This window comes from Anaeromusa acidaminophila DSM 3853, from assembly GCF_000374545.1.
GTDB classification, from domain to species: domain Bacteria; phylum Bacillota; class Negativicutes; order Anaeromusales; family Anaeromusaceae; genus Anaeromusa; species Anaeromusa acidaminophila.
In genome coordinates this window covers 26,324-53,200 of record NZ_KB894583.1, presented here as the reverse complement: position 1 = coordinate 53,200, position 26,877 = coordinate 26,324, and the positions used below count along the sequence as shown (strand labels likewise).

The 26,877-nt window shown below is 48.2% G+C and carries 22 protein-coding genes and 1 other annotated feature; of the genes, 6 read left to right on the top strand and 16 right to left on the bottom strand.

What is annotated here, in order from left to right; translation table 11 throughout:
- Nucleotides 1–270 precede the first annotated feature (270 nt).
- The 3 genes from C508_RS0101980 to C508_RS17590 form a co-directional block, all read right to left on the bottom strand.
- A complete protein-coding gene (locus C508_RS0101980; protein WP_018701857.1) occupies nucleotides 271–843 on the bottom strand; it encodes an ATP-dependent Clp protease proteolytic subunit in 573 nt (190 codons plus the stop codon).
- 156 nt (nucleotides 844–999) lie between these two features.
- Nucleotides 1,000–1,962, bottom strand: coding sequence for an AEC family transporter (locus C508_RS0101975; RefSeq protein WP_018701856.1), 963 nt, complete (start codon nucleotides 1,960–1,962; stop codon nucleotides 1,000–1,002).
- A gap of 125 nt (nucleotides 1,963–2,087) precedes the next feature.
- Nucleotides 2,088–2,630 (bottom strand): hypothetical protein, encoded by a 543-nt coding sequence (locus C508_RS17590; protein WP_018701855.1) that lies wholly within the window; start codon nucleotides 2,628–2,630, stop codon nucleotides 2,088–2,090.
- Between the two features lie 160 nt (nucleotides 2,631–2,790).
- On the opposite strand from C508_RS17590, the gene C508_RS17585 reads away from it, so the two are divergent.
- Nucleotides 2,791–4,263: a tetratricopeptide repeat protein gene (locus C508_RS17585; RefSeq protein ID WP_018701854.1), complete on the top strand. Its 1,473-nt coding sequence runs from the start codon at nucleotides 2,791–2,793 to the stop codon at nucleotides 4,261–4,263.
- A gap of 77 nt (nucleotides 4,264–4,340) precedes the next feature.
- Nucleotides 4,341–6,305: a DUF2075 domain-containing protein gene (locus C508_RS0101960; protein ID WP_018701853.1), complete on the top strand. Its 1,965-nt coding sequence runs from the start codon at nucleotides 4,341–4,343 to the stop codon at nucleotides 6,303–6,305.
- 45 nt (nucleotides 6,306–6,350) lie between these two features.
- Here the strand turns inward: C508_RS0101960 and C508_RS0101955 are convergent, their stop codons facing one another.
- The 3 genes from C508_RS0101955 to C508_RS0101945 form a co-directional block, all read right to left on the bottom strand.
- Nucleotides 6,351–8,396, bottom strand: coding sequence for an LTA synthase family protein (locus C508_RS0101955; protein ID WP_018701852.1), 2,046 nt, complete (start codon nucleotides 8,394–8,396; stop codon nucleotides 6,351–6,353).
- Nucleotides 8,397–8,826: 430 nt separating this feature from the next.
- Nucleotides 8,827–9,141, bottom strand: coding sequence for an SH3 domain-containing protein (locus tag C508_RS0101950; RefSeq protein WP_162143534.1), 315 nt, complete (start codon nucleotides 9,139–9,141; stop codon nucleotides 8,827–8,829).
- A gap of 81 nt (nucleotides 9,142–9,222) precedes the next feature.
- The gene (locus C508_RS0101945; RefSeq protein ID WP_018701850.1) at nucleotides 9,223–10,062 is read right to left on the bottom strand and encodes a GGDEF domain-containing protein; all 840 of its coding nucleotides are present in this window, start codon (nucleotides 10,060–10,062) and stop codon (nucleotides 9,223–9,225) included.
- Nucleotides 10,063–10,262: 200 nt separating this feature from the next.
- Here C508_RS0101945 and C508_RS0101940 point away from each other — a divergent pair, with 200 nt between their 5' ends.
- The 3 genes from C508_RS0101940 (at nucleotide 10,263) to C508_RS0101930 (ending at nucleotide 12,928) form a co-directional block, all read left to right on the top strand.
- Nucleotides 10,263–11,243, top strand: coding sequence for a glycosyltransferase family 2 protein (locus C508_RS0101940; RefSeq protein WP_039796618.1), 981 nt, complete (start codon nucleotides 10,263–10,265; stop codon nucleotides 11,241–11,243).
- 1 nt (nucleotide 11,244) lies between these two features.
- Nucleotides 11,245–11,649, top strand: coding sequence for a GtrA family protein (locus C508_RS0101935; RefSeq protein WP_018701848.1), 405 nt, complete (start codon nucleotides 11,245–11,247; stop codon nucleotides 11,647–11,649).
- Nucleotides 11,650–12,079: 430 nt separating this feature from the next.
- A complete protein-coding gene (locus C508_RS0101930) occupies nucleotides 12,080–12,928 on the top strand; it encodes a ChbG/HpnK family deacetylase (RefSeq protein ID WP_018701847.1) in 849 nt (282 codons plus the stop codon).
- A gap of 299 nt (nucleotides 12,929–13,227) precedes the next feature.
- Here C508_RS0101930 and C508_RS0101925 read toward each other — a convergent pair whose 3' ends face one another.
- Entirely contained in the window at nucleotides 13,228–14,907 is a 1,680-nt protein-coding gene (locus C508_RS0101925) for a DUF3329 domain-containing protein (protein ID WP_018701846.1), read from the bottom strand.
- Nucleotides 14,908–15,155: 248 nt separating this feature from the next.
- Nucleotides 15,156–15,407, top strand: a binding site (T-box leader).
- Here C508_RS0101925 and C508_RS0101920 point away from each other — a divergent pair.
- Nucleotides 15,391–18,006: an AMP-binding protein gene (locus C508_RS0101920; RefSeq protein ID WP_215731947.1), complete on the top strand. Its 2,616-nt coding sequence runs from the start codon at nucleotides 15,391–15,393 to the stop codon at nucleotides 18,004–18,006. Its footprint overlaps the feature before it by 17 nt.
- 158 nt (nucleotides 18,007–18,164) lie before the next feature.
- Here the strand turns inward: C508_RS0101920 and C508_RS0101915 are convergent, their stop codons facing one another.
- The 9 genes from C508_RS0101915 to C508_RS0101875 all read right to left on the bottom strand — a co-directional run bounded on the left by C508_RS0101915 (nucleotide 18,165) and on the right by C508_RS0101875 (nucleotide 26,868).
- Nucleotides 18,165–19,610: a four-carbon acid sugar kinase family protein gene (locus tag C508_RS0101915; protein ID WP_018701843.1), complete on the bottom strand. Its 1,446-nt coding sequence runs from the start codon at nucleotides 19,608–19,610 to the stop codon at nucleotides 18,165–18,167.
- A gap of 2 nt (nucleotides 19,611–19,612) precedes the next feature.
- Entirely contained in the window at nucleotides 19,613–20,416 is an 804-nt protein-coding gene (locus C508_RS0101910; RefSeq protein ID WP_018701842.1) for a beta-keto acid cleavage family enzyme, read from the bottom strand.
- Between the two features lie 56 nt (nucleotides 20,417–20,472).
- Nucleotides 20,473–21,315, bottom strand: coding sequence for a class II fructose-bisphosphate aldolase (locus C508_RS0101905; RefSeq protein ID WP_018701841.1), 843 nt, complete (start codon nucleotides 21,313–21,315; stop codon nucleotides 20,473–20,475).
- 31 nt (nucleotides 21,316–21,346) lie between these two features.
- Entirely contained in the window at nucleotides 21,347–22,063 is a 717-nt protein-coding gene (locus C508_RS0101900) for a FadR/GntR family transcriptional regulator (RefSeq protein WP_018701840.1), read from the bottom strand.
- 99 nt (nucleotides 22,064–22,162) lie between these two features.
- Nucleotides 22,163–22,561, bottom strand: a complete 399-nt coding sequence (locus tag C508_RS0101895; RefSeq protein ID WP_037350595.1) for a GlcG/HbpS family heme-binding protein — start codon at nucleotides 22,559–22,561, stop codon at nucleotides 22,163–22,165.
- A 37-nt stretch (nucleotides 22,562–22,598) separates the two neighbouring features.
- Nucleotides 22,599–23,570, bottom strand: coding sequence for a bile acid:sodium symporter family protein (locus tag C508_RS0101890; protein ID WP_018701838.1), 972 nt, complete (start codon nucleotides 23,568–23,570; stop codon nucleotides 22,599–22,601).
- Nucleotides 23,571–23,622: 52 nt separating this feature from the next.
- The gene (locus C508_RS0101885) at nucleotides 23,623–24,294 is read right to left on the bottom strand and encodes an aspartate/glutamate racemase family protein (protein WP_018701837.1); all 672 of its coding nucleotides are present in this window, start codon (nucleotides 24,292–24,294) and stop codon (nucleotides 23,623–23,625) included.
- Nucleotides 24,295–24,472: 178 nt separating this feature from the next.
- A complete protein-coding gene (dcuC, locus tag C508_RS0101880) occupies nucleotides 24,473–25,723 on the bottom strand; it encodes a C4-dicarboxylate transporter DcuC (protein WP_018701836.1) in 1,251 nt (416 codons plus the stop codon).
- 203 nt (nucleotides 25,724–25,926) lie between these two features.
- Nucleotides 25,927–26,868, bottom strand: coding sequence for an AEC family transporter (locus C508_RS0101875; protein WP_018701835.1), 942 nt, complete (start codon nucleotides 26,866–26,868; stop codon nucleotides 25,927–25,929).
- Between the last annotated feature and the right edge of the window lie 9 nt (nucleotides 26,869–26,877).

The window sequence follows — 26,877 nt, the reverse complement described above, 5'->3', positions numbered from 1 at the left end:
GATTTTTGAACAAGAGTCAAGGGAGTAGAGGGAGGGCGTTACGGAGTACGGGAAAACGGAACACAGATGCCGCGAAAAGCAGAGAAAGAGATTTTAAATTCTAAAACCCTTTCGCGCCTTTCGCGGTTCATTTATAAATTCTAGTATATCGAAGAAAGCCCCAGGCTCTATTGCACACAAACGAGTGCAACAAAGTCTGGGGCTTTACTATCTAATGACCTCAGTCACACCCTCAGGTCACTCCGGTTTTCTTGTTCGTCTTTCAATCGCTTACAGTTTCGGCAAATCCTCGTACTTCTCCACAATTTGTCCCACAAGGCCGTACGCTTTGGCGTCTTCGGCGCTGAGCCAGTAGTTGCGCAAGGTATCCTGTTCAACCTTTTCCAAAGGCTGCCCAGTGCCTGCGCTAATCAAGCGGTTGATGCGACTGCGAACCTTGACGATTTCTTCCGCTTCAATACGAATATCCGACGCCTGACCCCGCACGCCTCCCAGTGGCTGATGAATCATATAGCGCGTATTAGGCAACGATATGCGGTCTTCCTTGGGAACGGCAAGATAAATGGTAATACCTGCGCTAGCCACCCAGCCAGTGCCGATTACCAGCACACGGGGCTTCACAAAACGAATCATATCGTGAATCGTATCGCCGGATTCAACATGGCCCCCAGGGCTGTTGATGTACAGCTTAATGGGGTCATCGCCTTGTTCCTGTAGAAGAAGCAGCCGGGAAGCTACACTTTCCGCCACTTCTTGCGTAATTTCACCGGTAAGAATAATAGACCGACTTGCTAAAAGCTGCTCTTGCCATTTCTGTTGGCTATTTTTGCTATCCTGTTCCATAGTATCTCCTCCATTTTTAAGAAAACCGTTTTTATACTAGCGGCTCTCTGTTTGCTTTTCACACTGCACTTTTTCAGAACCTCATCGCTTGATCGCTAGTTGTGATCGTTCCCTACCTTGATTTCTGCACAAAGGCAGAGAATCCTGCATTCAACCTCATACTGGGAAAATATGTTGCGCAGCATACACCGTCATGGTCAAGGTCACTGCGCTTAGCAGCGTCGACATCATAACCGCCTGCGAAGCAAAGTCAGGGCAACTTTTGCACTCTACAGCAATCAAGGCCGTGTTTACCGCCGTCGGTACTGCATGAGCAATCATCACCGTTTGGGCCACCACGCCGCTCAGGCCGAAGCAATAGATATAAAAAAGAGCCATTAGCGGGCTAAGCACTAATTTAATGAACACAGAAGCATGTACATCTCGATCCTTAAAGTCAAACTGGGTTCTAGCCAACTGAACGCCCAGCGTAATGAGCGCCATGGGAACCATGCCTGCTTTTAGATACTCCAGGGTCGGCCAAAAAGGCGTGCCAGTAATGTCCACTTCCATGCTTTTCAACGCCAATGCCAAAGGAATGGCGTAAATCGACGGCATTGTCAAAATGGTTTTCACGGAATCCCGTACGCTGCGGTTGGCTCTGCCGGCATAATAAAATCCTAGCGTATTAACGCCGATGTTTTGCAAAACTAAAATCATGATTTGCGCCGTAACGGCTTCGTTTAAATAGGGAGTTTGACCGTTAACGACAAAGGGAGCGCCTCCAAAAATCAACGTAGCCAGAGAAACGCCTATATTCCCTGAGTTGTTGAACATAATGGAGCTTTTAAACGCATTAGCCAAGCCAATATCATACCCGCGTCGTTTAGCAATCATCCGCGACAATAAATCGTTTGTTAGCAGCATCAAAATACCGCACAACAATACGATTAGCAAATCCAGTTTCAAATGAGTAGTATAGAGATTCACAAAAATAAAAGAAGGCACAAAAAGATAAAACATCAACTTCGTAAGGCTTAAAATCTGAATTTCAAACTTTTTAGCAATAATAAAGCCTAATGAAATCAGTAAAAAAATAGGAATAATATTATGACTTAAAATATAGAAAAAAACGCCCACACATACACAGCTCCCGTCCCACCGTCCTGGCGACTCCAATATCTATTGTCGCACCCGACTCCGGCACCGTCAAGAAAATCCCCTTACACTTCATAAAAAAAGACCGCCTTAGCGGTCTTGGAAACTCATGCCATCATATCCACCTGACCGCCCAGCTTTTCATTCGGCTCCGGCGGCTTCGCTTCCGCGGCAGTAGTTGTTTTTGTTTGTCCGCCAGATACATAGCTGCGGCCGCATTCCGGACATACGGATGTGTAGATTTGCACACTCTGCGCAATAACCTTGCGTCCTTCCGCCTGCGCCGACGATTGTTCCCGCACTACATGCTCCTGTTCGTGAGAACTAACTGCAGCAGCGGCATTTTCCGGCGCAATATGCGTAGGACTCTTAAAAGAGACCCCTGGATCATCCGAGCCATCCTGATAGGTTCGATTTTTGCAGGTTTGACACTCAATCTGCCCAGTCTGCTTCAATCGCCGCACCTCCGGGTCCGCCCAGCTGTTTTTAGCAGCCTCCGACAACTCTAATTTGTATGCCGGGCCAATCTGAGCCTGCCAGCTATTGTCTTGTCCCGCCGGAGAAACGCCGGACAAGGGCGCGTTTTGTCCCTGCCGGTTTAACGCCTGTATATTGCCGCTTGGTTGCGGTTGAATCAGCAATCCAGCCATGTGCTCTTCCTCCCTGCTGCATACACTATGTAATAGTATATCGAGTATTCTTGTTGTTTTCTAAACATAGTTTTCACATAAACTTCTAACATTGTCAGCCCCCTTATTTCCGGGCATAATAATAGTACGACAATCATTACTTACCAGGAGGCTTGCCAATATGGAAGGTCTTTTTTTAAACCTCGGCATTCAGTGCACGGAAAACGGCTTATGGAAAGAAGCGGAAGAAGCCTTCTGCAAAGCGCTGGAGCTAAACCCTAACTATGCGCACGCTTACAGCAACTTAGGCTTCGTCTTGCAGCAAACCCGTCGTTTCACCGACGCGGAGGCCTGTCTGCGAAAAGCGCTTGCGCTTGATGCAAAAATGATCAGCGCTTACAACAACCTAAGCCTGCTGCTGATGGACACTCGCCGCTGGGACGAAGCCGAAAAAGTGTTGCGTCAAGCGATTCAGCTTAGTCCCAAAACCGCTGAACTACATAACAACCTGGGTTCTGTCTATCAGGAAACCGGCCGCTCCCGCCAAGCGGAGGCCTCCTTTCGCCAAGCAATTAAAGCCAACGCCTCTTTTGCCGAAGCCCATTACAATCTTGGTTGCCTCTTTAAAAGCCTGGGCCGCTTGGAAGCCGCCGAAGAGGCCCTGCGGCGCGCCATAAAATGGCGGCCTCAATATACGGATGCTTTATTTGCGCTGGCAACACTCTATTTGCTGCGCGGTCAATTCGCCAAAGGCTGGCAAAATTACAACGCGCTGCGCATGCGTCAGCTCTCCCCTCGCGCCGCCTCTTTGCCCCGCTGGCAAGGAGAAGATTTGGCCGAAAAAAGGCTGTTGCTTTTTTACGAGCAAGGTTTTGGGGACACCCTGCAGTTTTGCCGGTATATCCCCCCAGCAGCAGCTCAAGCCGCTCAAACCACCATCTGGGTGCAGCCGCAGCTGCAACGATTGCTGCAGGCCTCCTGGCCGCAACTAGATTTTTATAGCGGCGAAGAAGCGCCTGCGCAGGAGTTTGACTACGCCTGCGCTTTGCCTAACCTGCCTATGGTTTTTGACGCCGCCAATGATACCTTGCCCGGCGTCTCTTATCTTAACGCGCCTGCTGCAGACGTTCTGCAAAAAGCAAGCTGGCTTAAAGAAACCACGGCGACAGGCACATTCAGAATCGGCTTAGTTTGGGCTGGCAACCCCCAGCATCACAATGACAGTAACCGTTCTTTGCCTTTGTCTTCCTTGGCTCCGCTATTTTCACTGCCGGGAATTTCTTGGATCAGCCTGCAAGCGCAGCTACCAGAAGAAAGCGCTGTTTCTTGGCCAGAAACCCTTGTAGACGCTTCCGACCAATTGCAGGATTTTGCAGCTACTGCTGCGCTGATTGCCAATCTGGATTTAGTCATCACCGTCGATTCCGCCGTAGCGCATCTGGCTGGCGCTTTGGGTCAAAAGGTCTGGACGCTCATTCCCTTCGCGCCGGACTGGCGCTGGCAGCTCAAACGCACAGACAGCCCCTGGTATGCCTCGATGCGCCTTTTCCGCCAGCCTAAACCGGGCGACTGGCAGACATCGCTCGCTGCCATCCGGCAGGAACTAGAGAGAATACGGAGCGCAGATCGAAAAGCCAGAGAATACGGAGATTGAACAGGAGAACCGGAGTCACGGGAGGGTTCGACTGAGGGTTCGGGGATTCAGAGTAGATAGAGTAAAGGAATGATACCATGAGCAGATGTTACTATTCCGAAAGCATTGATACTTTTTTTACCCAACGCAACAGCGAAATATTGGGGGAGCTGTCTCGAAACAATCCATTTGCCCTTGATGACACACAAAAACGCGCTTGGATACACCAAATTGATTTATTAAAATCACAGTTGCGCTGCTTTCCCCAAGGAACTATCCTTTTCGAATATACCATCCCACGTGTCGGCTCCCGCATCGACAACGTTTTTATAACCAATGGGCTTGTTTTTTTACTAGAATTTAAAGTTGGCGATAGTGTTTATCGCAATCACGCCATTGAACAGGTAATGGATTATGCATTGGATCTGAAGAATTTCCACAAGGAAAGTCATGCTAGAATTATTGTTCCTATTTTAGTTGCCACTGAAGCTGATTCAATGCAAAATCAGATCATCCAGTATGCTGATAGAATAATAAAGCCGCTGCTTAGTAACGGCACGGATATATCTAGTATTATTCAGAACGTATGCAGTAAATACAACGAGCCTCCGTTATCCTCTGCACACTGGGAAAATTCACCTTATTTGCCTACTCCTACTATCATTGAGGCTGCACAAGCTCTTTATTGCAATCACAGCGTAACAGAGATATCTCGTTCAGATGCTGGGCACAAAAACTTGAGTTCAACAACTGTTGCTATTAACGAAATTATTGACAATGCCAAATGTAACAACGAAAAATCCATTTGTTTTATTACAGGTGTTCCCGGAGCAGGAAAAACACTGGCCGGCCTAAACATAGCCAATATACGGCATAATTTTTCAGAAGATGAGCATGCAGTTTTTCTGTCAGGAAATGGTCCTCTAGTCGATGTTTTACAGGAGGCTCTAGCCCGAAATCAGGTTAATACTTCTTTGGAAAAAATAAAAAAAGCAGATGCCCTAAGAAAGGCAAAAACCTTTATACAGTTGATTCATCATTTCAGAGATGATGCGCTGGCAGTCGATTCTCCCCCTTTAGAAAAAGTGGCAATCTTTGACGAAGCCCAACGTGCCTGGACGTTAGAGCAAACTTCAAGTTTTATGCAAAAGAAAAAAGGGAAACCGAATTTTCTTATGTCAGAACCAGAGTTTCTTATAAGCGTCATGGATCGACACCTCGAATGGTCAGTAATCGTATGTTTAGTAGGCGGTGGCCAAGAAATCAACACAGGCGAAGCAGGTCTTCCCGAATGGTTTCAAGCTTTACAGCGCAGTTTTAAACATTGGAATATTTACGTATCCAACCAGCTATTAGACACTGAATATACACATGGCAGTAATTTAAAAACAATGTTATCCGGTCTGAACTACACGATTCGCGAAGAATTGCATTTGTCAGTTTCGCTACGTTCTTTTAGAAGCGAGCGCGTTTCCGAACTAGTAAAAGCTATTTTGGATGTTGAACTGGCTAAAGCGAGAGAGCTTTATTCCGAAATCAAAGACGTTTACCCTATTACATTAACAAGAGATATTAAAAAAGCAAAAGCCTGGATTAAGAAAAAGGCCAGAGGGAGCGAACGATATGGTGTAATTGCCAGCTCTGGCTCGACAAGATTAAAACCCTTTGGAATTTGGACGCAATGTAAAATCGAAGCTAAAAACTGGTTCCTGAATGAAAAAGATGATATCAGGTCTTCATATTTCTTAGAAGACGCTGCCACAGAATTTGATATTCAAGGGCTAGAACTTGATTGGGCGCTAGTTGCTTGGGATGCTGATTTTCGATTCACCAACGAAGCCTTTGACTGCTACAATTTAGCCGGTTCAAAATGGCATAGCATTAACAAGCCAGAAAATGCATTATATCGCAAAAATGCTTATCGCGTATTACTAACGCGAGCACGTCAAGGCATGGTGATTTTTGTACCTAAAGGCGTCGAAAATGACGCAACGAGACAACCTGATTTTTATGATACTACCTATACATATTTAAAAAGCATAGGTATAGCAGAGTTGGAGTAACAGCAAAGAGCCGCGCTATTGCGCGGCTCTTCCCGTATATACGCTTCAATTGTCTGCTTCCGTCAAGGGCCGCAGGGTTTTGCCGTATTTGATGCGCCACCAGGAAAGCCCCCGAGCAGAATCGACTTCCATGCGAATTTTTTCCGCATCCGGCGGTGCAATGCCCGCCCGCGCCGAATGAGGCTCGCAGCGTTCGCCGCTGTCAGCATCGCCGATATAATCGGCGGTAATCCAAAAACCGTAATTGATGCCAAAAGAGCTGCCCCGCGTCAAGCTAGGACCGATTGCATAATACTCGAAGCCCGGAGGCGCAATAAGCTCCATCAAGGTCGCCGTCAAATTAATATGACTGCCTGCCGCCGTTTCGGGGATGGCTTCTTTATGAATTCCTTTGCCATACACTACCAACGGAATGGCATAGCGCTCATACATCGTCGGATTAACATCCAGGTTCAAACGATCCGCGTGATCGCCAACGATCACAAAAACACTATCTGGATACCGTTTTTTAGCTTCCGCTACAAACTGAGACAACATTTTATCAGCATACCAGAAATGCCCCAGCTTTTTAACCATTTCCGGATCTTGCTTGGCCTTTTCCGGCAAGATCGCCTCCATGGCCGCCCGATCATAGCCTTCCGCATCTAAATCCACCGTATACGGAGAATGATTAGACACGTTCAAGATCATATGAAAGCCTGGCTGTTCATCTTGAATACGCCCCAAGACAGCTTGGTAAAGATCTCGGTCGTCACAGCCCCAGACATTGCCGCTCTCACTGGCCAAATCCCCTTTGCCATAAAAAACGTCAAAGCCTTGCGACAAAGTAAACTCTCGAATTTTCTCCCAAGAAGACGGTCCTGCATACCAAAAGTCGCTTTTATAGCCCAGACGCTTCATTTGCGCCGCCAACGCTGTGCTATAAGGTTCTTTGTAGGCATCAGGCAATTGATTCAAATACAAATTGGCGTCGGCAAAACCAGTCACCACGCCCATAACTCCGGAAATTGTGCTCAAACCGTTGGGCAGCAAATTAGGCGAATACGCCGCGTTATCTTGCTCTATAATCTGCTTAACCCCATTGGCGACATTCAGGTACTTGTACTGCGGCAGCAAGGGCCAATTGGCGTAGCTCTCACTGATAATAAAGAACACATGGCGCGGTGGGGCAGCTTGTCCTACCACGACCTTATGTCGTAAGAAATCATCGATCTCCTTTGAGTCCACTTCGCGCCCTGCCACATAATTGCCATACGCGCCAAGCTTTTGCGGATCCATAAACAAGCCAGTAGACGAGGCAATTCGCTCATGCAAAATATACGCTCGATACAACGCATGCATATCATCCAAAATAGCCTCATTGAGAAGCTGATCCCGCGTAACACCTGCGTTTTCCCAATCAAGATTGTGAATATCATCCATCGTTCCGCCATACGATACAAAAATAGCGAAATAATACACCCCTACAAGGAGCACCGCACGCAGAGACAAATTCAGATACCAGCGAGGCAGCTTCGGAAACGAAAAGGTCCCCGCCGTCAACAGCCGCTTAAGCAGCCGACACAGCGCCCAGGCCGTCGCACAGGCCACCACAAAGCGCAAAGGCAGATTGTACTGCTCGATAACCGTATAAATAATGGCCATTACATCATCATTTACCGTATTGAACAGCAACTGATTAAAAGCCATACGAAATTCCTGATAGTACGGCAGTCGAGCATGAAATAAGAAGCTCAAAACCACCACATAGACCGCTCCCAAATAATAACGCAAATGTTCCAGCCGCCGCCAGGGGAAAATTAGCCGCAAGCCGGTGCAGCATAAAAGAGGCGCCAAAATCAACAATCCGGTACTCTTCAAGCTAAGGCGCAAACCATAATACAAGGCAGTCCCAATGTCTTCCCACGTAGCCGCATCACTCATAAACGAATGCAAAATGACGATGAAGGCAATGCGAAATAGAGTAAACAGCGCCAAGACAAAAACAAATAATTTACAGTCTTGCTGCAGTTCTCTAAAGAACTCATCCCAACTTGCAAGTTTAATCGCAAACCCAACCTTTCTCGCAACCGCCGCAAGGTATGCCGCCAATAAAATCAACGTCTTGAGGCAGTACAAGGTATTTCTGATAACGCTTCGATCTATTATACCAATAAACCCTTCCGCGCGCAGTCCTCTTTTTCAAAAATATTCTTAAGCCTGAAGATATTGAACAAGAGAATCGGCGATGGCCCTGGACGCGCCTAGGGTTGGTTGCGCCAGCGACAATGATTGTATTTGAGACTTTTGGGGAGCAAGACGGTCCGTAGGACGCAAAAACAGGAAACGACGGAGAAAAGTTCCGTATGTCTGAGCCCCAGCGAGTTCGCGGAACTGCCGTCGACTCCTATTTTTGCGAGTCGCGCGGAAATCTTGTCTCAAATGCAAACATACCGCCGTTTATACCACGTAATCTTGAAAAGCATAAAAAAAGCCGTGTCCAAGAGCAAGCCCTTAGACACAGCCTTACTGTTTATGTGACTCAATCCGCCTGGGGACAATACAAATACTTCTCGACAACCCATCCTTCCATCCCTTCCAGGCTCTTGTCTGCAGCCCGCACGACCAACACCCGGACATACCCATTCACCTGACAGGGGTTGCGATTATACAGATACTGCACAACGTCTTTTTTCACCAAAACGCCAATCACGGCACTCTCCAAGTTTGGCGCCGTGCGTAAATTCACCTGGTCTACCGAAACAATACCTGCTGCAGCCGCGTGCACCGTCCTTGGCTGCCCTCCTATGACCGCTAAGCACAGGATCAACAGGATCATCAGCGTCCAATGTTTCATTTTTGACACCTCTTGCTGTTCTTTTTGTTTTACATATTCTGTTTTGCACATCCAAAACCCTACTAATTCCAAAAATTACAGCTATTTATTCTCCTCCTGCCACACTTCATAGCGCAGTTGGTTTTTCCCCTGATGCTTCACTTGATACATCAATGCATCGGCATACTGCACCAGATCATCAATAGATTGCGGCGACTGCCGACAAGTAACGGCGCCCACACTGAAGGTCACCGGCCAGCCAGCTGTATCCATGCGCTGTTGCAACCGTTCGCGCAGGCGTTCCAATACGCTTTGCGCTACAGTATCGGTTTCCGGCAAAAGCAACGCAAACTCGTCTCCTCCCAGCCTGGATACAAGGTCACTTTGTCGCACCAGATCGGTAAGCGCTGCAGCAATTTCGCGCAGCAGTTGATCACCCGCTTCATGGCCTCTCGTATCGTTGACTTGCTTGAAATGATCCACGTCAATATAACACACCGTTAAAGGGTGACCATAGCGACGACTGCGCTGCAATTCTTTTTCCGCCATAGTGAAAAACGCTCGTCGATTATATAAACCAGTCAATGCATCATAAAACGCCGACTTTTCTATCATTTGATAGGCTAAGCGCAACCGGGCTGTTACTTCCGCCGTAGCCCAAAAAAACACGGCATGATTCAGCGAAGCCCAATACACGCCCCACGGCAGCTTATAAACATAGTCATCCAGCCAATCCGCCAATCCCCACGACGCTACCGCCAAAAGGGCTGCGCTGCGTCCCCAGACAAGCCCCATCTGCCACGAGGCCAAACCTACAGGCAATAAATAAAAAATAGACAGATCGATCTCATGAATGGTCAAGTAATCCAAATAAGCAATACCTGCAACCAACATACACAAGCCCACAAAATAGACTTCGTTTTTCCTGCCCAAACCAGCCATCGCTATTTCCGCCTCCTCGTCGCACGAGTTTTCCAGCGTTATATCTCGCCTTCTACTTTACCAAATAAAAACAATTTTTCCCAGAAAAAAGGCAAAACTACTCCCATGCAGGATTCAATCTGTACTTATAGGAAGGCGCAGATGTATAATAGACACGATATATTTTTTCTATCCATCGCAATGAGAGGATGAAAACCATTTTGGATAAAATTACGCTCCTCATCCCCTGCTATAATGAGCAAGAAGTTTTAGAGCAGCTTTGGCTGCGTTTAAACACCATTCTCGGTGAAATATCCGCCGTCTCTTTTGAAATTCTTTTCGTCAACGACGGCAGCACCGATACTACGCTGCACGTTATTAAGAAGCTCGCAGCTCAGCATCCGCAAATTTCTTATTTAGATTTGTCCCGTAACTTCGGCAAAGAGCTGGCTATGATTGCTGGTCTTGATTACGCCGACAGCGATGCCGTTATTATTATGGATGCTGACCTACAACATCCTCCGGAACTCATTCCTGAAATGATTGCCTACTGGAAAGAAGGCTATGATGACGTCTGTGCTAAACGACGCCAGCGCAACGGCGAATCTTTTATCCGCCGTTGCGCAGCCAACACCTTTTACAGCTTGCTGCAAAAAATATCCACCATCAAGATCCAAGAGCATGTGGGCGATTTCCGGTTACTGGACCGCCGTTGTGTAGAAGCAATCAAATTGATGCGCGAAACCCAGCGCTATACCAAAGGTATTTTCAGCTGGATCGGCTACCGCAAAAAAGAAATTCTTTTCGACTCTGCGCTGCGCGCTGCAGGCGCCACTAAGTGGAGCTGGTTAAAACTGATCAATCTGGCAATAGAAGGCATTACCTCTTTCACCACCTTTCCCCTGCGCCTTTCTTCCATTGCCGGCCTGGTCATTTCTCTCATCTCTTTTGCTTATATGGGCTGGATCATCTTCAACACCCTGATGTTTGGCGACCCTGTGCAAGGTTTCCCCACGCTGGTATCGATCATCTTATTCTTAGGCGGCATCCAACTTATTTTTCTGGGAGTCATCGGCGAATATCTGGCGCGGGTGTTTAACGAAACCAAACGACGTCCCTTATATCTTGTAAACGAGTATAACGGCAAAAAAAGTCTCTACCGCCGTGACCGCCTGCATTTTGAAGACCAGGGAGAGAATTGACTTGAAGCTATGCAAGATAAGCCAAACTAGCTCCTATATTGTTTTTGGCCTGCTGACCACACTGGTTAATTTTATTGTTTACCTGTTTTTCACCAAAACCATTCCTTTGGACTACAAAATCGCAGCCTCTTTGGCTTGGATTCTGGCAGTCCTTTTCGCCTTTATTACCAATAAATTCTATGTCTTTCAAAGCCGAAAAACCGATATCGCCCTTCTCTTTAGAGAATTTTCCAGCTTTCTCTTTTTCCGAACCCTTTCGTATTTTGCCGATATTCTTTCCATGATTATCATGGTTGAAGGGCTGCTCATCCCGGATGCTGCAGCGAAATTGGCCGCAAGCGTAATTGTGGCGATTCTTAACTATTTTGCCAGCAAGCACGTGGTTTTTCGTCTAGGGAACCGATGACTTATTCGCATCTCACACTAAAGCGGCCTTTTTCTCGTCATACATCGTCAGAAATACTCGACAAAGCGCCGCTATGCCTGCGTTTTCTTTCTCGTCTGACGAAAAAAATTCGTGCTTAAGCGGAGTGCTCATTAAGTCATCGGTTCTCTACAGAATAATGCTAATAAAAGCGCTGGATGCGCCTAGGGTCGGTTACGGCGGCACTGCTTGTATTTGAGACTTTTATTGGAGCAAGCCGGTCCGCAGGACGAAAAAGCGAGTTAAGACGGAATACAGTTTCGCTTGTTTGAGCGCAGCGAGTTAAGAAACTGCCAACTTAGCCCGCTTTTTCGAGGCGCGCGCAAATCTTGTCTCAAATGCAAGTAAGCCTCCAGCTTTCGGCTTACTTGCATAAGAAATTTTACTATCTGACACAGAAAAAGGAGTACTCATGCGAAAACTCATTGTCAATGCCGATGATTTCGGCCGCCATGCTTTAATAAACGATGCTGTCATCCAAGGCCATGTAGACGGCTGCATCACCAGCGCCACCTTGATGCCCAGCGCCGCCGCTTTTGACGACGCCGTAACCAAGGCAGCCGCCCATCCTTCGTTAGGAGTAGGGGTGCATTTGACGCTCATTGGCGAGAAGCCCTTGCTGCCGCCGGAGCAAATTCCCAGCTTAGTCGATGAAAACGGCCAGCTTGCTGAAAAATACCCGCAGTTTATGGCTCGTTTTTTCAAAGGCGCTGTTTCTTTAAAAGAAGTGCGCGCCGAACTGGCCGCGCAAATTCAAAAAGTTATCGCCAGCGGCCTGCGCGTCACCCACATTGACAGTCATCAGCATCTTCATGTCCTGCCCGGGATTATCGACATCGCCTTAGAACTGGCCGCCGCCCACAAAATCAACGCCGTACGCATTCCTGCCGTACCGCTCGGCTTTACCGGAGGCTACTCCTGCACGCCTGGACAGTTCGTCGGCCGTTCCGGCCTTATCTTTCTGGCCGCCTTAGCCCGCCGCAAGGCGCGACAGCACGGCTTTCGGACGCCGGACCATTTCTACGGCATTGTCGCCGGCGGCGGTCTGCGCGAAGCAAGTTTATTAGAAATCCTGCAAAAGCTGCCCGCCGGTTCTACAGAAATCATGATTCATCCCGGCACTGATAATCAAGCTTTAGCTACCGCCTGCGGCTGGGCGCACCAGTTTGAAGAAGAACTACAAACCGTCCTAAGCAGCCAAGCGAAATCGCTGCTCAAAGAGCGCTCAATTACCCTGGCTTCTTTCCGGGATATTCCGTAAGAAAGAACGGAATATCTAAACATGAGTAGAAGGAGTAAAGGGAGGGCACGACGAGGTTGGATTGAACAGGAGTCGCGCAGAGAACCAGAAGGTTCTCATGAGGCTTGCGATGTTTGGAAGTATAATCAAAAAAGATCAACATGATCCAGAAAAGCCAGTGAAATCCTTATGTAAAAGGTTTCACTGGCTTTTTTAAATTCTAAATTCCTCTCTAAATCCTGTTGTTACTTGAAGTACCTGTTTTTCCCCTCTTGCGGCCCCTCCGGTTCTCCAATTCTCTTGTTCGTTCCTAACCTCGGCTATTCTTTCAGCTTGATCGTTTTCAGGCCGTAATAATTGCAAAGCAGGTCGCGTGAGACGGAATTATTTAAATCCTCAAAGTACACATGGCGCAGCACGCGATTTTTAATGGAAATCGGCGCCACTTCGAGTTCTGTCACTCCCTGAGCCGCCATTTCCTGCACATAAGCCATCCGAGCCCCGTCTTCCCGATAGATAGTGACATACTGATTCAAGGTTGCCGCCATCATGGGCAGGAGGAGTAAGACTGCGAAGAAAGCCAAGTATTTCCTGCGCGCCGTTTCCAAAAAATATTGCCGCACTTCGGGCACAGTAAATACGCTGGCTGTCGCAACCAGCAGGAATGCAACCGAACCAAAGGTAGCCCGCGCCGGAAAGCGCGGCGACGCCACCATGACAAAATGATTAAACAAAGCCAGCCCCAGCCAGGCCGCCACATGCCAGCAAGCCGGATGCGCCGCCATAATCTCCCGCCAGCGAACACCAGCCGCCAGCCCTTGCAAATCCTTTTTGCGCAACGACAGCTTCGTAAAGGCATATCGATACAGTTGGGCGATCGTGAGCAAATAGATCAACATCTCCTCCAGACCGGACAAGGTATTGAAAAGCTGCACCTGCAGGCGCGGCGTAGCGACTCCCAGGGGCACCGCCACCTTAGCCATCAGCAACGGCCCCAGCCAAGTAGAAAAGAAGTGTCCATTGCTATAGGAAAGCAGTAAAAAAGCAATCACAGCCATGGTCAGAAAGGAGGAAAAAATAAAACGTCCGTCCAATTGCCGATTTTCCACTATAGCAGCAGCGCCCTTCGCATGACAAACAAGCAAAACCCGCCAAGCCAAAAGCAAAAACAGTACAACCGGCAGCACATAGAGCAGCGCCTCCGCCCCTGCCGCGATAAGATTGGTAAAATGATAAATCAATTTCGTTTTCGAATCGTCATAGCGTACATAGTTTCCCGGCGCAATAACCAGCATAATCATGCCTAATACCGCGCCAAAAGCGCCTGTCAACATCCATGTTTGCAGCTGTTTCTTTTTGTAAAAGTAGAAGGTGGCGCAAACACTGATGAATGCCGTTGTCGCCGAAGTATTTTCAATTCCCCAGCCTGCCAGGACCCCCAAGAGCAACATACCTGCAGCAGATAAAAAACCTCCCCGCCACAAGCCGCGTCCCAAAGCTTGAAAATGATAGGGAAGAAAGAATGCAAGAATCAGTACGGCCGTAAATAAATACGTGCAGGAACCGGCCATCCAAATCGTCACTTCTGCAAAATGCGGCAGTCCTAACCAAGCAAAGGTTATCAGCAGCAATAGTATATGCGGCTGAAAACGCCAGGTAAGCTGACGTTGCGAATGCCAGTACATCAATACAATTAAAGCCACATAGAGAAACGAATTGAATAGATTAAACCAAAACTTTCCTGCCAATAAAAAACTGCTCAGTACCACATAGGCTGTCATACGACCGCCATGGGTCAAATAATGGGCGTACATAGATTGAAAGACATCCGGCAAAACCGCTAGCTTATCCATCGTTCCCCATATCAAGGAATACCAATAATCATCGCGATGCAGCGGCATGAGAAAGTTCAGAGATAGCATATACACAAAAAGCAAAGCCAGCATGCCCCACGACAGCAAATCACTGCGGCTATATGCTTTATTTTCTTGCGTTTCCATGGATTTTTTAGTTCCTCCTTGTTCGTTACACAATACTAATCAGGCGCTTCCTTAGTGTACCACAAAATTCAAGCCCTGCCATCTTTCTTGCAAAGCCGATCATAGGATTCCAGCGCTTGTTTCTCTCGTTCTGCCGGATGTTAATTTACACTAACATTCTTTGTTTTTTGTTCTTTCGATATTTTTTGTAACTTTTCTCTTGACAAGGATTAGTCTTTTTGCTAAATTATAACCAAGATTTTAATATACAAAATGCATTGAAAGGGAAAAAGCCTAGCGCCGCGTCACTTCAGAGAGCTGTTGGTTGGTGCGAAACAGCGTACTGCGCCATGGCGAAACTCACCCTTGAGCATTCACCCGAAAGCAATTTGCAAGTAGGCGTGAACGGGCATCTCGCCGTTATCACGAGAGGGGCATCGCCTATAGGCCGCGCCTGCAGAGTGGATATAGTTCATATCAACAAGAGTGGTACCACGGAAGTGTATGCTTTCGTCTCTTGGCAGCAATGCCAGGGGACGATTTTTTTGTTTCCGCCCCCTGGAAACCAAAAGCAGAGGAGAGATTCGTATGAAAATAGCTTTTTCCACCTTGGGTTGTCCTGAATTCGGCTGGCGCGACATTTACTCTCTGGCCAAAGACTTTGGCTTTGACGGTATTGAGGTCCGCGGACTGGGAAACAAACGCTTCACCGGCCCAGGTCAGCCTCTTTCCGAAGAGCAATGGCCGCATACCAAACAAAAGTTGGAAGAACTGCGCCTTGAAATATCTTGCCTTTCCTCCGGCTGCTGTCTGAAGTTCGCCGAAAAAGCCGAGGACAACCATAAAGAACTTGTACGTTACATTACGCTAGCCGGCAAACTGGGGACGCCTTATGTTCGTATTCTAGGCGATAATGAACCCCAACCAACAGGAGCCGTTGACGATCAGGTGGTTCTTGCCGCCCTGCGCCGTCTGATTCCCATTGCCGAAGCCAATCAAGTCACGCTTTTGGTCGAAACCTCCGGCGTTTACGCCGATACCAAGCGTTTGGGCCAGTTGCTCAACCAGATCGCAAGTGACGCCATCGGCGCTTTGTGGGACATTCATCATCCTTACCGTTTTGCCGGAGAAACTCCAGAGCAAACCGTGCAGAACCTCGGCGCTTACATCAAATACGCTCATGTCAAAGATTCTGTCGTCCTAGATGATGCCATTCAATATCGCATGCTGGGCGAAGGAGATCTGCCGATTGCGCAAATCATGTCCGCTCTGAACTCCATCAAATACGCCGGTTACCTGTCCTTGGAATGGGTCAAAGCCTGGGCACCGGACTTGGCGAATGCCGGAGTTGTCTTCCCTCATTTCGCCCATTACATGAATCGCTTTATTGAAAAGAATACTTCCAAGGGCCGCTTGTTTGACAACAATGCCAAAACAGGCAAGTTCATCTGGGAAAAGGACAGCCTTATTGACCTAACCTTCCCCCAAGTCCTGGATCATGTCGTAGCTGAATTTCCCGACCAGTATGCTTTTCGCTATACCACGCATGATTACACACGCACGTATGCGGAATTCCGGGACGACGTGGATGCCTTTGCCCGTTCTTTAATTGCTTTGGGAGTAAAGCCAGGCGATCATGTCGCGATCTGGGCTACCAACGTGCCGCAATGGTTCATTACTTTCTGGGCTACCATCAAAATCGGCGCCGTTCTGGTTACCGTCAATACAGCCTATAAAATTCACGAAGCCGAGTATTTGTTCCGTCAGTCGGATACGCATACGCTGGTCATGATTGACGGCTATAAAGACTCTAACTACGTTGAAATCATGCAAGAGCTTTGCCCCGAGTTGGAACGAACCAAGCCTGGCACACCGCTGCACTCGGTTCGTCTGCCGTTCTTGCGCAACATCATTACCGTCGACTCCAAGCAGCCAGGATGCCTGACCTGGGATGAGGCGGTTGAACTGTCGGGAACCGTGCCGGTAGAGGAGGTCTATAGACGCGAACGTTCTTTGAACAAGCACGACGTCTGCAACATGCAATACACTTCCGGCACCACCGGCTTCCCCAAAGGCGTCATGCTGACTCACTATAATGTCGTCAACAACGGAAAAAACATTGGCGACTGCATGGATCTGTCCACCGCTGATCGCATGATGATCCAGGTACCTATGTTCCACTGCTTCGGCATGGTCTTGGCGATGACAGCCGCCATGACCCATGGCGTCACCATGTCTCCGCTGCCTTACTTCTCTCCCAAGCAATCGCTCGAGTGCATCAACCGCGAAAAAATCACCTGCTTCCACGGCGTCCCTACCATGTTCATCGCCATGCTGGAACACGCGGATTTTCCCAAAACCGATTTTTCTCACGTGCGCACAGGCATCATGGCCGGCAGCCCCTGCCCCACCAAAGTCATGCAAGACGTGGTCAACAAGATGAACATGACGGAGATTACCATTGTCTTCGGCCAAACGGAATCCGCTCCAGGCTGCACCCAAAGTCGTGTAGACGATTCCATTGAGCTTCGCGTCTCTACCGTCGGCCGCGCCTTACCGGGCGTGGAGTGCAAAATTGTGGATCCTGAAACCGGCGAAGATTTGCCGGACAATGTGTCCGGGGAATTTGTCGCCCGCGGCTACAACATCATGAAAGGTTACTACAAAATGCCCGAGGCTACCGCCGCCGCCATCGACAAAGACGGCTGGCTCCACACCGGCGATTTGGCCAAGCGCGATGAAAATGGTTATTTCAAAATCACAGGCCGCATCAAGGATATGGTCATCCGCGGCGGCGAAAACATCTATCCCAAGGAAATTGAAGACTTCATCTATACCCATGAAAAAGTCAAAGATGTACAAGTCATCGGCGTGCCGGACAAACAGTACGGCGAGGAAATCATGGCCTGCGTCATCTTGAAAGACGGCGCAACGATGACTTCGGATGAACTCAAAGACTACATCCGCTCTCATATGGCCAAACACAAAACCCCGCGCTATATTGACTTTGTCAGCGAATTCCCCATGAATGCCGCCGGCAAGATCATGAAGTACAAAATGCGCGAACAGGCTGTGGCAAAGCTGGGCCTTGCGGCAGACAGCAAGGTCGAGACCGCGTAAGGATACTAGGAATCGAAGGATGCGAGAAGGGTTACGAAAAAAATATAGACTACACAAAGAAGAGGGCTGCCTTTTAAAGGCGCCCTCTTTCTGCGTTATCCTTATATAAACTGCTTCAAACGTTCTTGCTCCCGCTGCTCTGTGAATCCCTCCCCCCTTTAGCCCATCAACACTTTCACAACGTCTTTTAGGGTGTCGGCTTCGCCGACATTTCCCGGAAAAATCACGTAGGGAATGCGGGGAAATTTACTTTCCTCTCCAGTCTGCCATACGGGAATCCCCGGCCGCACCTGGCCGAGAACGCGAGCGCGTTTAACCTTTAACGCCTTAGTACCAACATCGCTAGAGGTAATGCCTCCTTTGGCCACGACAAAAGCTGGCGTTACCCGCAGCCGTCCTACTAAGGATTGCACAGCCTCGGAAATCTTTACCGAACGCCGCAAAGCGGCTTCTTTAGAGTCTCCCTCTAAAGACAGCAGCTTGCGTTTGGTATAAACAACAACAGTTTTACCGCTTTGCAGTAAAGCTTCTTCCTGCTGTAGAACCGCTTCAATTTCTTCGGCAAAACGCTCTTCTTCCAAAACCAAGTCGGAGTTGAATTCTAGACTGCAAACGTCCGGCAATTCTTTTAAACGTTCTAATTGCTGCGTAGTTTTAACCGTATGAGAACCAACAATGACGATTCCGCCGGTGCCAAGCGTTCTCTTCAACATATCCTCTCTCGTTAAAAGAGGCCTGTCCGATACAGCGCCAAGTTCTTTTACCAAACCGGCCGCCACGCGAAATAGAAAGCGTTTCCCTCGGCTAAGAGCCTGGTACAAAGCTAGGCAAAACACTTTCACGTCGCAAGCATCCACAGCATTAACAACCACCTTGCCGAAGCCGTGAACGCGAAGCAGCTTCTCCGTAATGGCTTCCACCTGCAGGCTTCTAAGTTCTTCTAACGAAATGGTCGTTACCTTCTCGCTGCGATAAGCGCCGACTGTCTTTTCTTCTACATACTCTGTCAAATCCGATGCACAATAGCCAAAAGTTTTATCTCTGGCAAATTCGGTTTCTCCAGCCGGTACCAGTTGCTCGCCATACCGAACGTAATGCACATTGCCAAGGGTAAACCGGCCTCCTTCCTTGAAATAAGGGCAGAGAATTTCTCCATCCACCGCCTGACCGCTTTCAGCCTCCCATTGCTCTTTCAGCACCTGTGTTTCCAAAGGGTAGTGCCCCCGCAGCGTCGAATCGCTGCGATTGACAAGCAGAAATGGTCGTTGCAATTCCCGAGCCACTTGAGATACCATCTTGGCAATCTCTTGATGCGCTTTGATGGTCTCCTCTTCGGTAAAGCCTCGGGAATTAGTCAGAATGTAAAACATTTTGCGTTCTTCCAAAAAGCCTTGTCGTACGCTTTCATAGGACCAATCCGTGTACACGGATAAATCATGAACCGTCTGCACACCGGTAGGATCGTCATCCAACACAATAATTTTGTGCTTATCCCCGGCAACCGCCGCTTCCAACAGCCTCTGTAAATTCACCGCGTCTACAGAAGGAAAGCGGTCCAGCACGGCTGTGTCTAAAGTAGGGCATTGCTTATGCTGCGCCATCATACTTATTGACCGCCTATTTTAAAGAGTTGCCGCGCTTCTGCCGGGCTCATCGGCTCTTTGTCCATCGCCTGCAAAAGCCGCACCGTTTTCTCTACGAGAGGCACGTTGCTGCCCACTACTGTGCGCGTATCCAAATACCGGCTGTCTTCAAAGCCGATGCGCACCGTACGCGCTCCCAATCCTAATGCGGCGGCAATCAGACCAAAATCTTTTCGATTGGCCTGGGTAATACCCCAGAGCGTCCCTGCAGGAATCATCTGAATCATGGTTGTCAGCGCTTGCGGCGTAGCGGGCGCTTCCCCTTGATGCCCTAAGACAATGCTGAACAGTACCGGCGCCACAAAATCATATTGTCCCATAAATTCCTGCATCGTATGGATATGACCAATCTCAAACACTTCCACTTCAGGGGTTTTCTTCTGCTTCAGCAGTTCTTTAATACAGTACTCTACTTCGTCCAGCGGGTTGCAGTAAACAGCTTTTCCCAAATTAGTAGAACCAACATTCAAAGAACAGGCTTCTACCAATTCGGAATACAGTGGCACACAGCGTTCTTGAATGGATAAGTTGGAAACGCCGCCGGTAGATACTTCAATAATCATATCCGACTCTTGACGAATCAACTGCAGCGTTTCATTCAACAGTTCCATGTCGGTAGTCAACTGGCCTTGCGCATCCCTCACATGCAGATGCACCATCGCCGCACCAGCCTTCCAACACTGGATTACTTCCGCAGCAATTTTCTCCGGCACAATATTCGTATCGGTACTGGCTACTGGAGCCACTGAAACAAGCACTTTATTCATAATAGTCCTCCTTAAAATACGGAGAACCGCTGCTTCTGCAGCGGTTCTCCGTGCCTTTACTTGCCTGCCGCAAAATAGGCGATATATTTTTTTACTACTTCTTTGACATAGTCAATCTGCTGCAAAGATACTTCGGAAAAATGAGGTTGTTTGCCAGCCAATAAGGCCGCCGTCTTGTCTACCGCATAGACGGATATTTCCGTGTTTACATTCACCTTGGCAATCCCGCGCTGCCGGCAAGCGGCAATATCCGCCTCCGACAAGCCGGAGCCGCCATGCAGCACCAAAGGTATCGTCAAACGTTTATTGATGTTTTCCAAAATATCAAGGCGCAAACAAGGTTCAGCCTTGTACAAACCATGTACGGTGCCAATGGAAACCGCCAGCGCATCTACTTGCGTTGCAGCGACAAATTCCTTGGCTGCCTGCGGATCGGTATACGCTTCGACGTCCTCCGCCGAGCCTTCATGGGAACGTTCACCAGCCGCTAAACAGCCCAGCTCGGCTTCTACGGATACGCCGCAGGCATGAGCTACCTGACATACTTGCCTGGTGTTTTTCATGTTTTCTTCAAACGGAAGCGCCGAACCGTCATACATAACCGAGCCAAAGCCGCTATGGATAGCGCGATATACCGTATCCAGACTGCTGCAATGATCCAGGTGCAAACAAACTGGAGCGCCGCTTTCTTCGCTCAAACTTTTAGCCAATGCGGCTGCCGTTTCCAGCGACATATTTTTCAAATACTTGGCGCCAAAAGCCAGAATAACCGCCTGCTTCGCCTCCGCGCCTGCCTCAATAATGCCTTTAAAGGTTTCGTAATTGTAGCCATTAAAGGAACCTACCGCGTACTGTTCTTGATACGCCTGTTGCAAGATATCGTTAAAAGAAATAAGCATAAAATAACCTCCTAGCCTGCTTCTTGGCAAGCTATAGACTTACTTTTTCCCAATATTCATAGTGTTTTTCAATGACTTCGCCAATTTTCGAGTGATCTTTTTTTTGCAATACCTGCACCATATCCCGATGCATGCGCAGGAATTCTTCCGTCGCCTTTGCCTCCAAAAACATCTCAATGGCTTTTAACCTGGAGGCTTTGGTAATTTGGTCGACATAGTAGCAGATCCCTTCCAGAAGCGCGTTCTCCGTAATATCCACCAACACTTTATGAAACTCGGTATCTGCAGCAAAAATGTCACTGGCTTTTACCTGAGCCGCCGACATGGTCCGCTCCAATTCTTGCATGGCCAGCTCCAACTTATGCAGCGATTGAAAATCCAACTTCTCAATGGCCAGCTGCAAAATCCCCACATCAATAATTTTGCGCATCTCTATCAGCTGTTTGGCAGAATCTTTTTGCAAGATGATTCCGTACAGCACGGGGAAGAGCATTTTCTTGTCATAATCTTGCTTAACGAAGGTGCCTTCCGCCCGTTTGATTACCAGCACGCCATAAGCCACCAGAATTTTAATGGCTTCGCGCACTGAATTGCGGCCCACGCCCATAGATGCGCACAATTCATTTTCCGTCGGTATTTTATCTCCGGGTTTCAACTCACCATTAATGATGGCATTGGTAATATTTTCAACAATCTGTTCGACAACGGATTTACCGCCAATTTCCTTTAAGAATGTTTCTGCTTGCATGCCGGACCTCCTGATGCTATTTTTACCTTTTCAGTATAACATCATACGTCGGTCCAAAACAATCAATCACCCGTATGTGATACACTTGTTTGCCTCATCCTACAAGGAATTTGCCGCCGCTGCAACCTTAAGCGCTACCTCGCCGTCTTCTTTCAGACCGCCAATACCCACGGCGCCAATAATCTGCTGCTGTGCGTTCAATACCGGCACGCCGCCGGGCATGCCTACAAAATTTTCATCGGCAAAATAGGAAATATTAAGATTGTCCGTTTGCAGCCTCTTCAGAAAATCTGCCGTGCTCACGCCCATCCGTACCGCCGTGTAAGCCTTGTTTGGCGTTAGTTTAATGGTCAACAGCTTCGCACCATCCAGCTTGTTGAAAAGCACCATAAACCCGTCCTTATCACATATCGCTACACTAAATGGCTTGGCTCCGTATTCTTTAGCTACCAGATTTTCCGCATACGCGCCAAGCTTTTTAGCCAATTCTAACGTCATATTTTCCAACCTTAAAACCTCCCTGCTAACGTTTGCGTCACAGTTGCGCCGCTTCCTTAGTTTGTTCCTGCGCTTCCAGCTTTTCTTCCTTTTCCCGCCAATAGCTGGCCAACATAGGACCTGTCAGATTATGCACCAGGTTGAAAATAGCTGCAGGAATAAAGGCCAGCGGAGCCAGATGCGCCAAAGCTAAAGCCATGGCCAGGCCGCCGTTTTCCATGCCAATTTCAAAACACAGCGCTTTCGATTTATACGGAGGCATGCCTACGCCTCGTGCAGCCCAGTAGCCGGTCATCAGGCCCAAGGAATTATGCAGAACCACCGCCAGCACCGCAATAATTGCTACATCCGCCAATTTACTGGCACTCAAGGCAAACCCGGAGCTCGTCGTGACAAAAATAGCCACAACCGATACGATAGGAATAATCGGCATAATCTTATCGACAAAATCAGAAGCTACCCCGCGGATAACCGCTCCTAAAACCACCGGCACCAAGACAATTTTTAAGATGTCAAACAAGATAGCATTGGCATCTACCGGTACAATCGAGCCTACTAACAAGGCAAACATAAAGGGCGTAATAAAGGGAGCAATTAAAGTATTAATCGTAGACACTGTAATGGACAAAGCCGTATCGCCTTTGGCCAGAAACGTCATGACATTACTGGCTACACCACTGGGGCAGCACCCTACCAAAATCAAGCCTGCTGCCAACACAGGGGGTAAATCAAGCACTTTGGTCAAAGCCAACGCAATGAACGGCATGATCATGTACCGCAGCACAATCCCCCAAAAGACATCCTTGGGCCGCGAAAAAACCAGTTTGAAATCATTCAGCGACACCGTAAGACCCATACTCAACATAACCGCCATAATACAATACGGCACATATTTAGCCAACGGCTTAAACGGCTCCGGCTGATAGAATGCGGCTACAACGCCCAGAATAATCCACACCGAGAAGTATTTCGTAATGAACTTTACGATATTTCCAAGCTTTTCGATCATGGCTTTTGCTCCTTTGCGATGATTATTAAATTATACCGTCAACTTTACTTTTTTACATCAAGCCTTTTTTCTGCAATGCTTCTTGCAGCGCTACAGCGCCAAAACGCGGGCTGGACAATACCGGCAAATCATATTTCTCATGAATGTATTCTTCACAATACGCCATCGAACCTTGAGCAAACAAAATTACGTCTACTTTATCGCTGATCTCTCCTGCATACTTGGTCATCAGCTCTTTGAACTGTTCTTGATCCAAGCCAAATGCGCCATCCACCAAAGAATCCACCAATTCCACCGGCTTGTTCATTTCTCGAGCTACCCGTAAAATGGTGTTCTTCGTCGGCGCCAGCGTCGTCGGCAGCGTGGCCATAACGCCAATGCGCGTTCCTTGCCGCACTGCTTCGCGGCACATATCTTCATCAATTCGCACAATAGGGATGCCTGTATACTTGGCTACATCCTGCGCCGAATCCGCTACTTCCCCAACCGAAGAGCAGATATTGAGAATAGCGTCCGCTCCATCACCGATGGCTTTCATATACATGCCAACCAAACGCGAAGCTGGCGGCGCCGTCACATAGCCCGCTTCCCGCACCTCTGCTAAAATGGACGGGTCTTGATTGCTGATGATCTCTGTACCGGCGGGCAATACCTGCTGCACTTCTTTTTCTACTAGTTCAATCAACTCCGGAGTGGTACTTGTGTACACCAATGCTACTTTCATGATTCTTCCTCCTTTTGTTTTATGTAGTATATACTACATCCTACGTTTGACTTTAAGTAAATTATTGCACAGCAGCCTGAAAAAGTAAATAGTAATTTTCTGATTATAGCAAAAAAGAGGTAAGACCGGCTTTTACAGCACCCGGTCTTACCTCTTCTATTATTAGTATCTAATTCGCTTACATCAAGAAAGCCATTCCCAAAACCATAGCCCCTACCATCGGCAAAAAATTGCGTTTGGCGATTTCCATAGGATTCACTCCGGCAATGCCGGCAATGATAATCGTTGCACCGGCGATAGGCGACATCGTGCGGCCCAGGGTTCCTCCCAGCGTCGCCATGCTGCCCATCTGCACAGCGGACATACCAAAATCAGCGGCATGCGGCGTAATGGCTTCATTGAACGCAAAGGTTGCTGCATCGCCGGAGCCGACAATAACGCCAAGAACAAACGGACCAACCGCCGCACAAACTTTAACGATGGCCGGATTGTTAAGCATGGCCGTAGTAAAGGTTTTCACAAGCCCCAGCGCCGTCATGCCCGAAACAAAGACTCCGGCGGAAATGATAATACCCAAAATAGAACCGTACGCTTTACCCATACCGTCAAAAAAAGCATTGCTCAAATTTGTCGGGTTTTTTCGTGTCACCACTAGCGCCAGCAGCGCCCCAATCACCATAGCCTGCGGCACATCCATTTTCAACGCAGGCACAACACCCGCTGTTCCCAAAATCAAAATCACAATCGGCAAAATCGGCATGATGGCGTAAAGCCAGTTAACCTTAAACGAAGCTTCCGCTTCCAAGCCTTCCGCTATGTATCCTTTATGTTCTTTGCGGTAATAAGCAATCAGGGTAATCAGCACTGCCGCCGTCAAAAGCGAGGCAATATTGGCTTTGAAGTGAAAAGCAATCACATCCATGACCCCTACGCCGGCAATTTTCGCCACAAATGGATTATGAGCCAGCCCCGGATTGAGCATACTCCCATAGGTCCCGCATTTTACTGCAGCTCCAGCCATCGCCGGATGAATACCGGCAGACATCATCAAAGGCACAAAGATAGCGCCCGCAGCCGCAGCAGTTCCTGCCGCGCTAGGCAAGGCCACATTGACTGCATAGGTAGCCAGTACCACGCCGGGAATCAACAGAGGCCGAACCTTAGAAAGCCCCCCAGCCAACAAGTTGATCAAATGCTTGTCACATTCCGTATAGCGCATGACCATCGCAAAGCCCATAACCGAACAAACTGCTTGAATTAAACCCCCATTAGTCATGTTTTTAGCGAACGCATCTAACGAAGCCATGGGCGTTCCCGCCACACAGGCCATAAGAATCCCCGAAGTCAAAAGAACCAATCGCGCGTCGTACCTCTTTAATAGAAAATAGACCGTCACTGCAACAATAATTACGCCGATTGCCGTCATCATTTCTTGTATCCTCCTTGCATTTTCACTTTCTTGATGCGTTATTGATAGATAGTACAAACTTACACTCACCGTAAAAAAAGAAGCCCAAAGCAGCGTTAATTTCGCTTTGAGCTTCTTTGCTCTTACTTTTACAATACCTTGGAACTATCCTCTTGAATATAGCATCTTTTGCAAACATACTATACCGTGTATCGGTTTCTTTGTCAAGACAGGACGACAAATAGAATGGGCAGCGCCACCAGTAAACAGGCGGCTGTCGTCAACACAAATGACGCCGTCGCCAAATCCACATTCAGCTTATTAAGCTGCACCGCCACTACCGCGTTAATCGCTGTCGGCATGGCGGCCAAAATCACGATGGTATTGATAAGCACCGGTTCTTCAAAAACAAACTTCGCCAAAACATAGGCGGCTAGTGGCGTCAGCACCAGCTTAATGGGCAGCAAGTCCAAAATTTTTCCGTAATACCGCCGCATTCCATATAAATCAATGGAATAGCCAATGGGAACCAGCGCCGTCCAAGCCCCTAGATGCACTAGCGGATCCACTAACACTTCCAAAAAGTATGGCCGCACTACGCCAGATACGTTCAGCGCTACACCGATAACCATGCCCACTACTGGCAGTTGGTTGCGGTTGATAAATAAAGAGATGACCGATTGCCGATCAAAAGGACGTCCGATGCTTTTTTGATAATAATATTGCGCCAAGGGAAAACAAAACATGAACATAACCACGTTCTGCAAGATGACCGCCATCTGCGTATACGCAAAACCGGCTTCCCCGTACATAATGTACGTGCACAATCCTCCCAAGGTAGCCGTATTCGACAACATAGCGCTTAAAAGGTAGCTACCCTTATCCAGTTCGCTGTCAAACTTGCGTTCCACAAGCAAGTACGCCGCAGCGCCGGGAATAATACAAAGAAGCACGCCCATGAGCGGTAAGCCAACAAGCTCATAATTAAGGCGCAAGCTCCAAATGGTCAGCGCCGCCAGCACCGGATACACCAGACAAATATTAAGAATGATCATGCGCTGAAAAAAGCTTGCGCTCAGACGTGTTTGACTCCGGCAGACCTGGCCGATGGCCAGCGGCAACAGCAGGTCAATTACTAAATACAGCAATTTGGTTTGAATGTCCATCGTCAGGCC

Coding starts and splice junctions, on each gene's coding strand:
- C508_RS0101980 (WP_018701857.1), bottom strand. CDS start 843: ATGGAACAGGATAGCAAAAATAGCCAACAGAAATGGCAAGAGCAGCTT.
- C508_RS17590 (WP_018701855.1), bottom strand. CDS start 2,630: ATGGCTGGATTGCTGATTCAACCGCAACCAAGCGGCAATATACAGGCG.
- C508_RS17585 (WP_018701854.1), top strand. CDS start 2,791: ATGGAAGGTCTTTTTTTAAACCTCGGCATTCAGTGCACGGAAAACGGC.
- C508_RS0101960 (WP_018701853.1), top strand. CDS start 4,341: ATGAGCAGATGTTACTATTCCGAAAGCATTGATACTTTTTTTACCCAA.
- C508_RS0101950 (WP_162143534.1), bottom strand. CDS start 9,141: ATGAAACATTGGACGCTGATGATCCTGTTGATCCTGTGCTTAGCGGTC.
- C508_RS0101945 (WP_018701850.1), bottom strand. CDS start 10,062: ATGGCTGGTTTGGGCAGGAAAAACGAAGTCTATTTTGTGGGCTTGTGT.
- C508_RS0101930 (WP_018701847.1), top strand. CDS start 12,080: ATGCGAAAACTCATTGTCAATGCCGATGATTTCGGCCGCCATGCTTTA.
- C508_RS0101925 (WP_018701846.1), bottom strand. CDS start 14,907: ATGGAAACGCAAGAAAATAAAGCATATAGCCGCAGTGATTTGCTGTCG.
- C508_RS0101920 (WP_215731947.1), top strand. CDS start 15,391: ATGCTTTCGTCTCTTGGCAGCAATGCCAGGGGACGATTTTTTTGTTTC.
- C508_RS0101915 (WP_018701843.1), bottom strand. CDS start 19,610: ATGATGGCGCAGCATAAGCAATGCCCTACTTTAGACACAGCCGTGCTG.
- C508_RS0101910 (WP_018701842.1), bottom strand. CDS start 20,416: ATGAATAAAGTGCTTGTTTCAGTGGCTCCAGTAGCCAGTACCGATACG.
- C508_RS0101905 (WP_018701841.1), bottom strand. CDS start 21,315: ATGCTTATTTCTTTTAACGATATCTTGCAACAGGCGTATCAAGAACAG.
- C508_RS0101900 (WP_018701840.1), bottom strand. CDS start 22,063: ATGCAAGCAGAAACATTCTTAAAGGAAATTGGCGGTAAATCCGTTGTC.
- C508_RS0101895 (WP_037350595.1), bottom strand. CDS start 22,561: ATGACGTTAGAATTGGCTAAAAAGCTTGGCGCGTATGCGGAAAATCTG.
- C508_RS0101890 (WP_018701838.1), bottom strand. CDS start 23,570: ATGATCGAAAAGCTTGGAAATATCGTAAAGTTCATTACGAAATACTTC.
- C508_RS0101885 (WP_018701837.1), bottom strand. CDS start 24,294: ATGAAAGTAGCATTGGTGTACACAAGTACCACTCCGGAGTTGATTGAA.
- dcuC (WP_018701836.1), bottom strand. CDS start 25,723: ATGATGACGGCAATCGGCGTAATTATTGTTGCAGTGACGGTCTATTTT.
- C508_RS0101875 (WP_018701835.1), bottom strand. CDS start 26,868: ATGGACATTCAAACCAAATTGCTGTATTTAGTAATTGACCTGCTGTTG.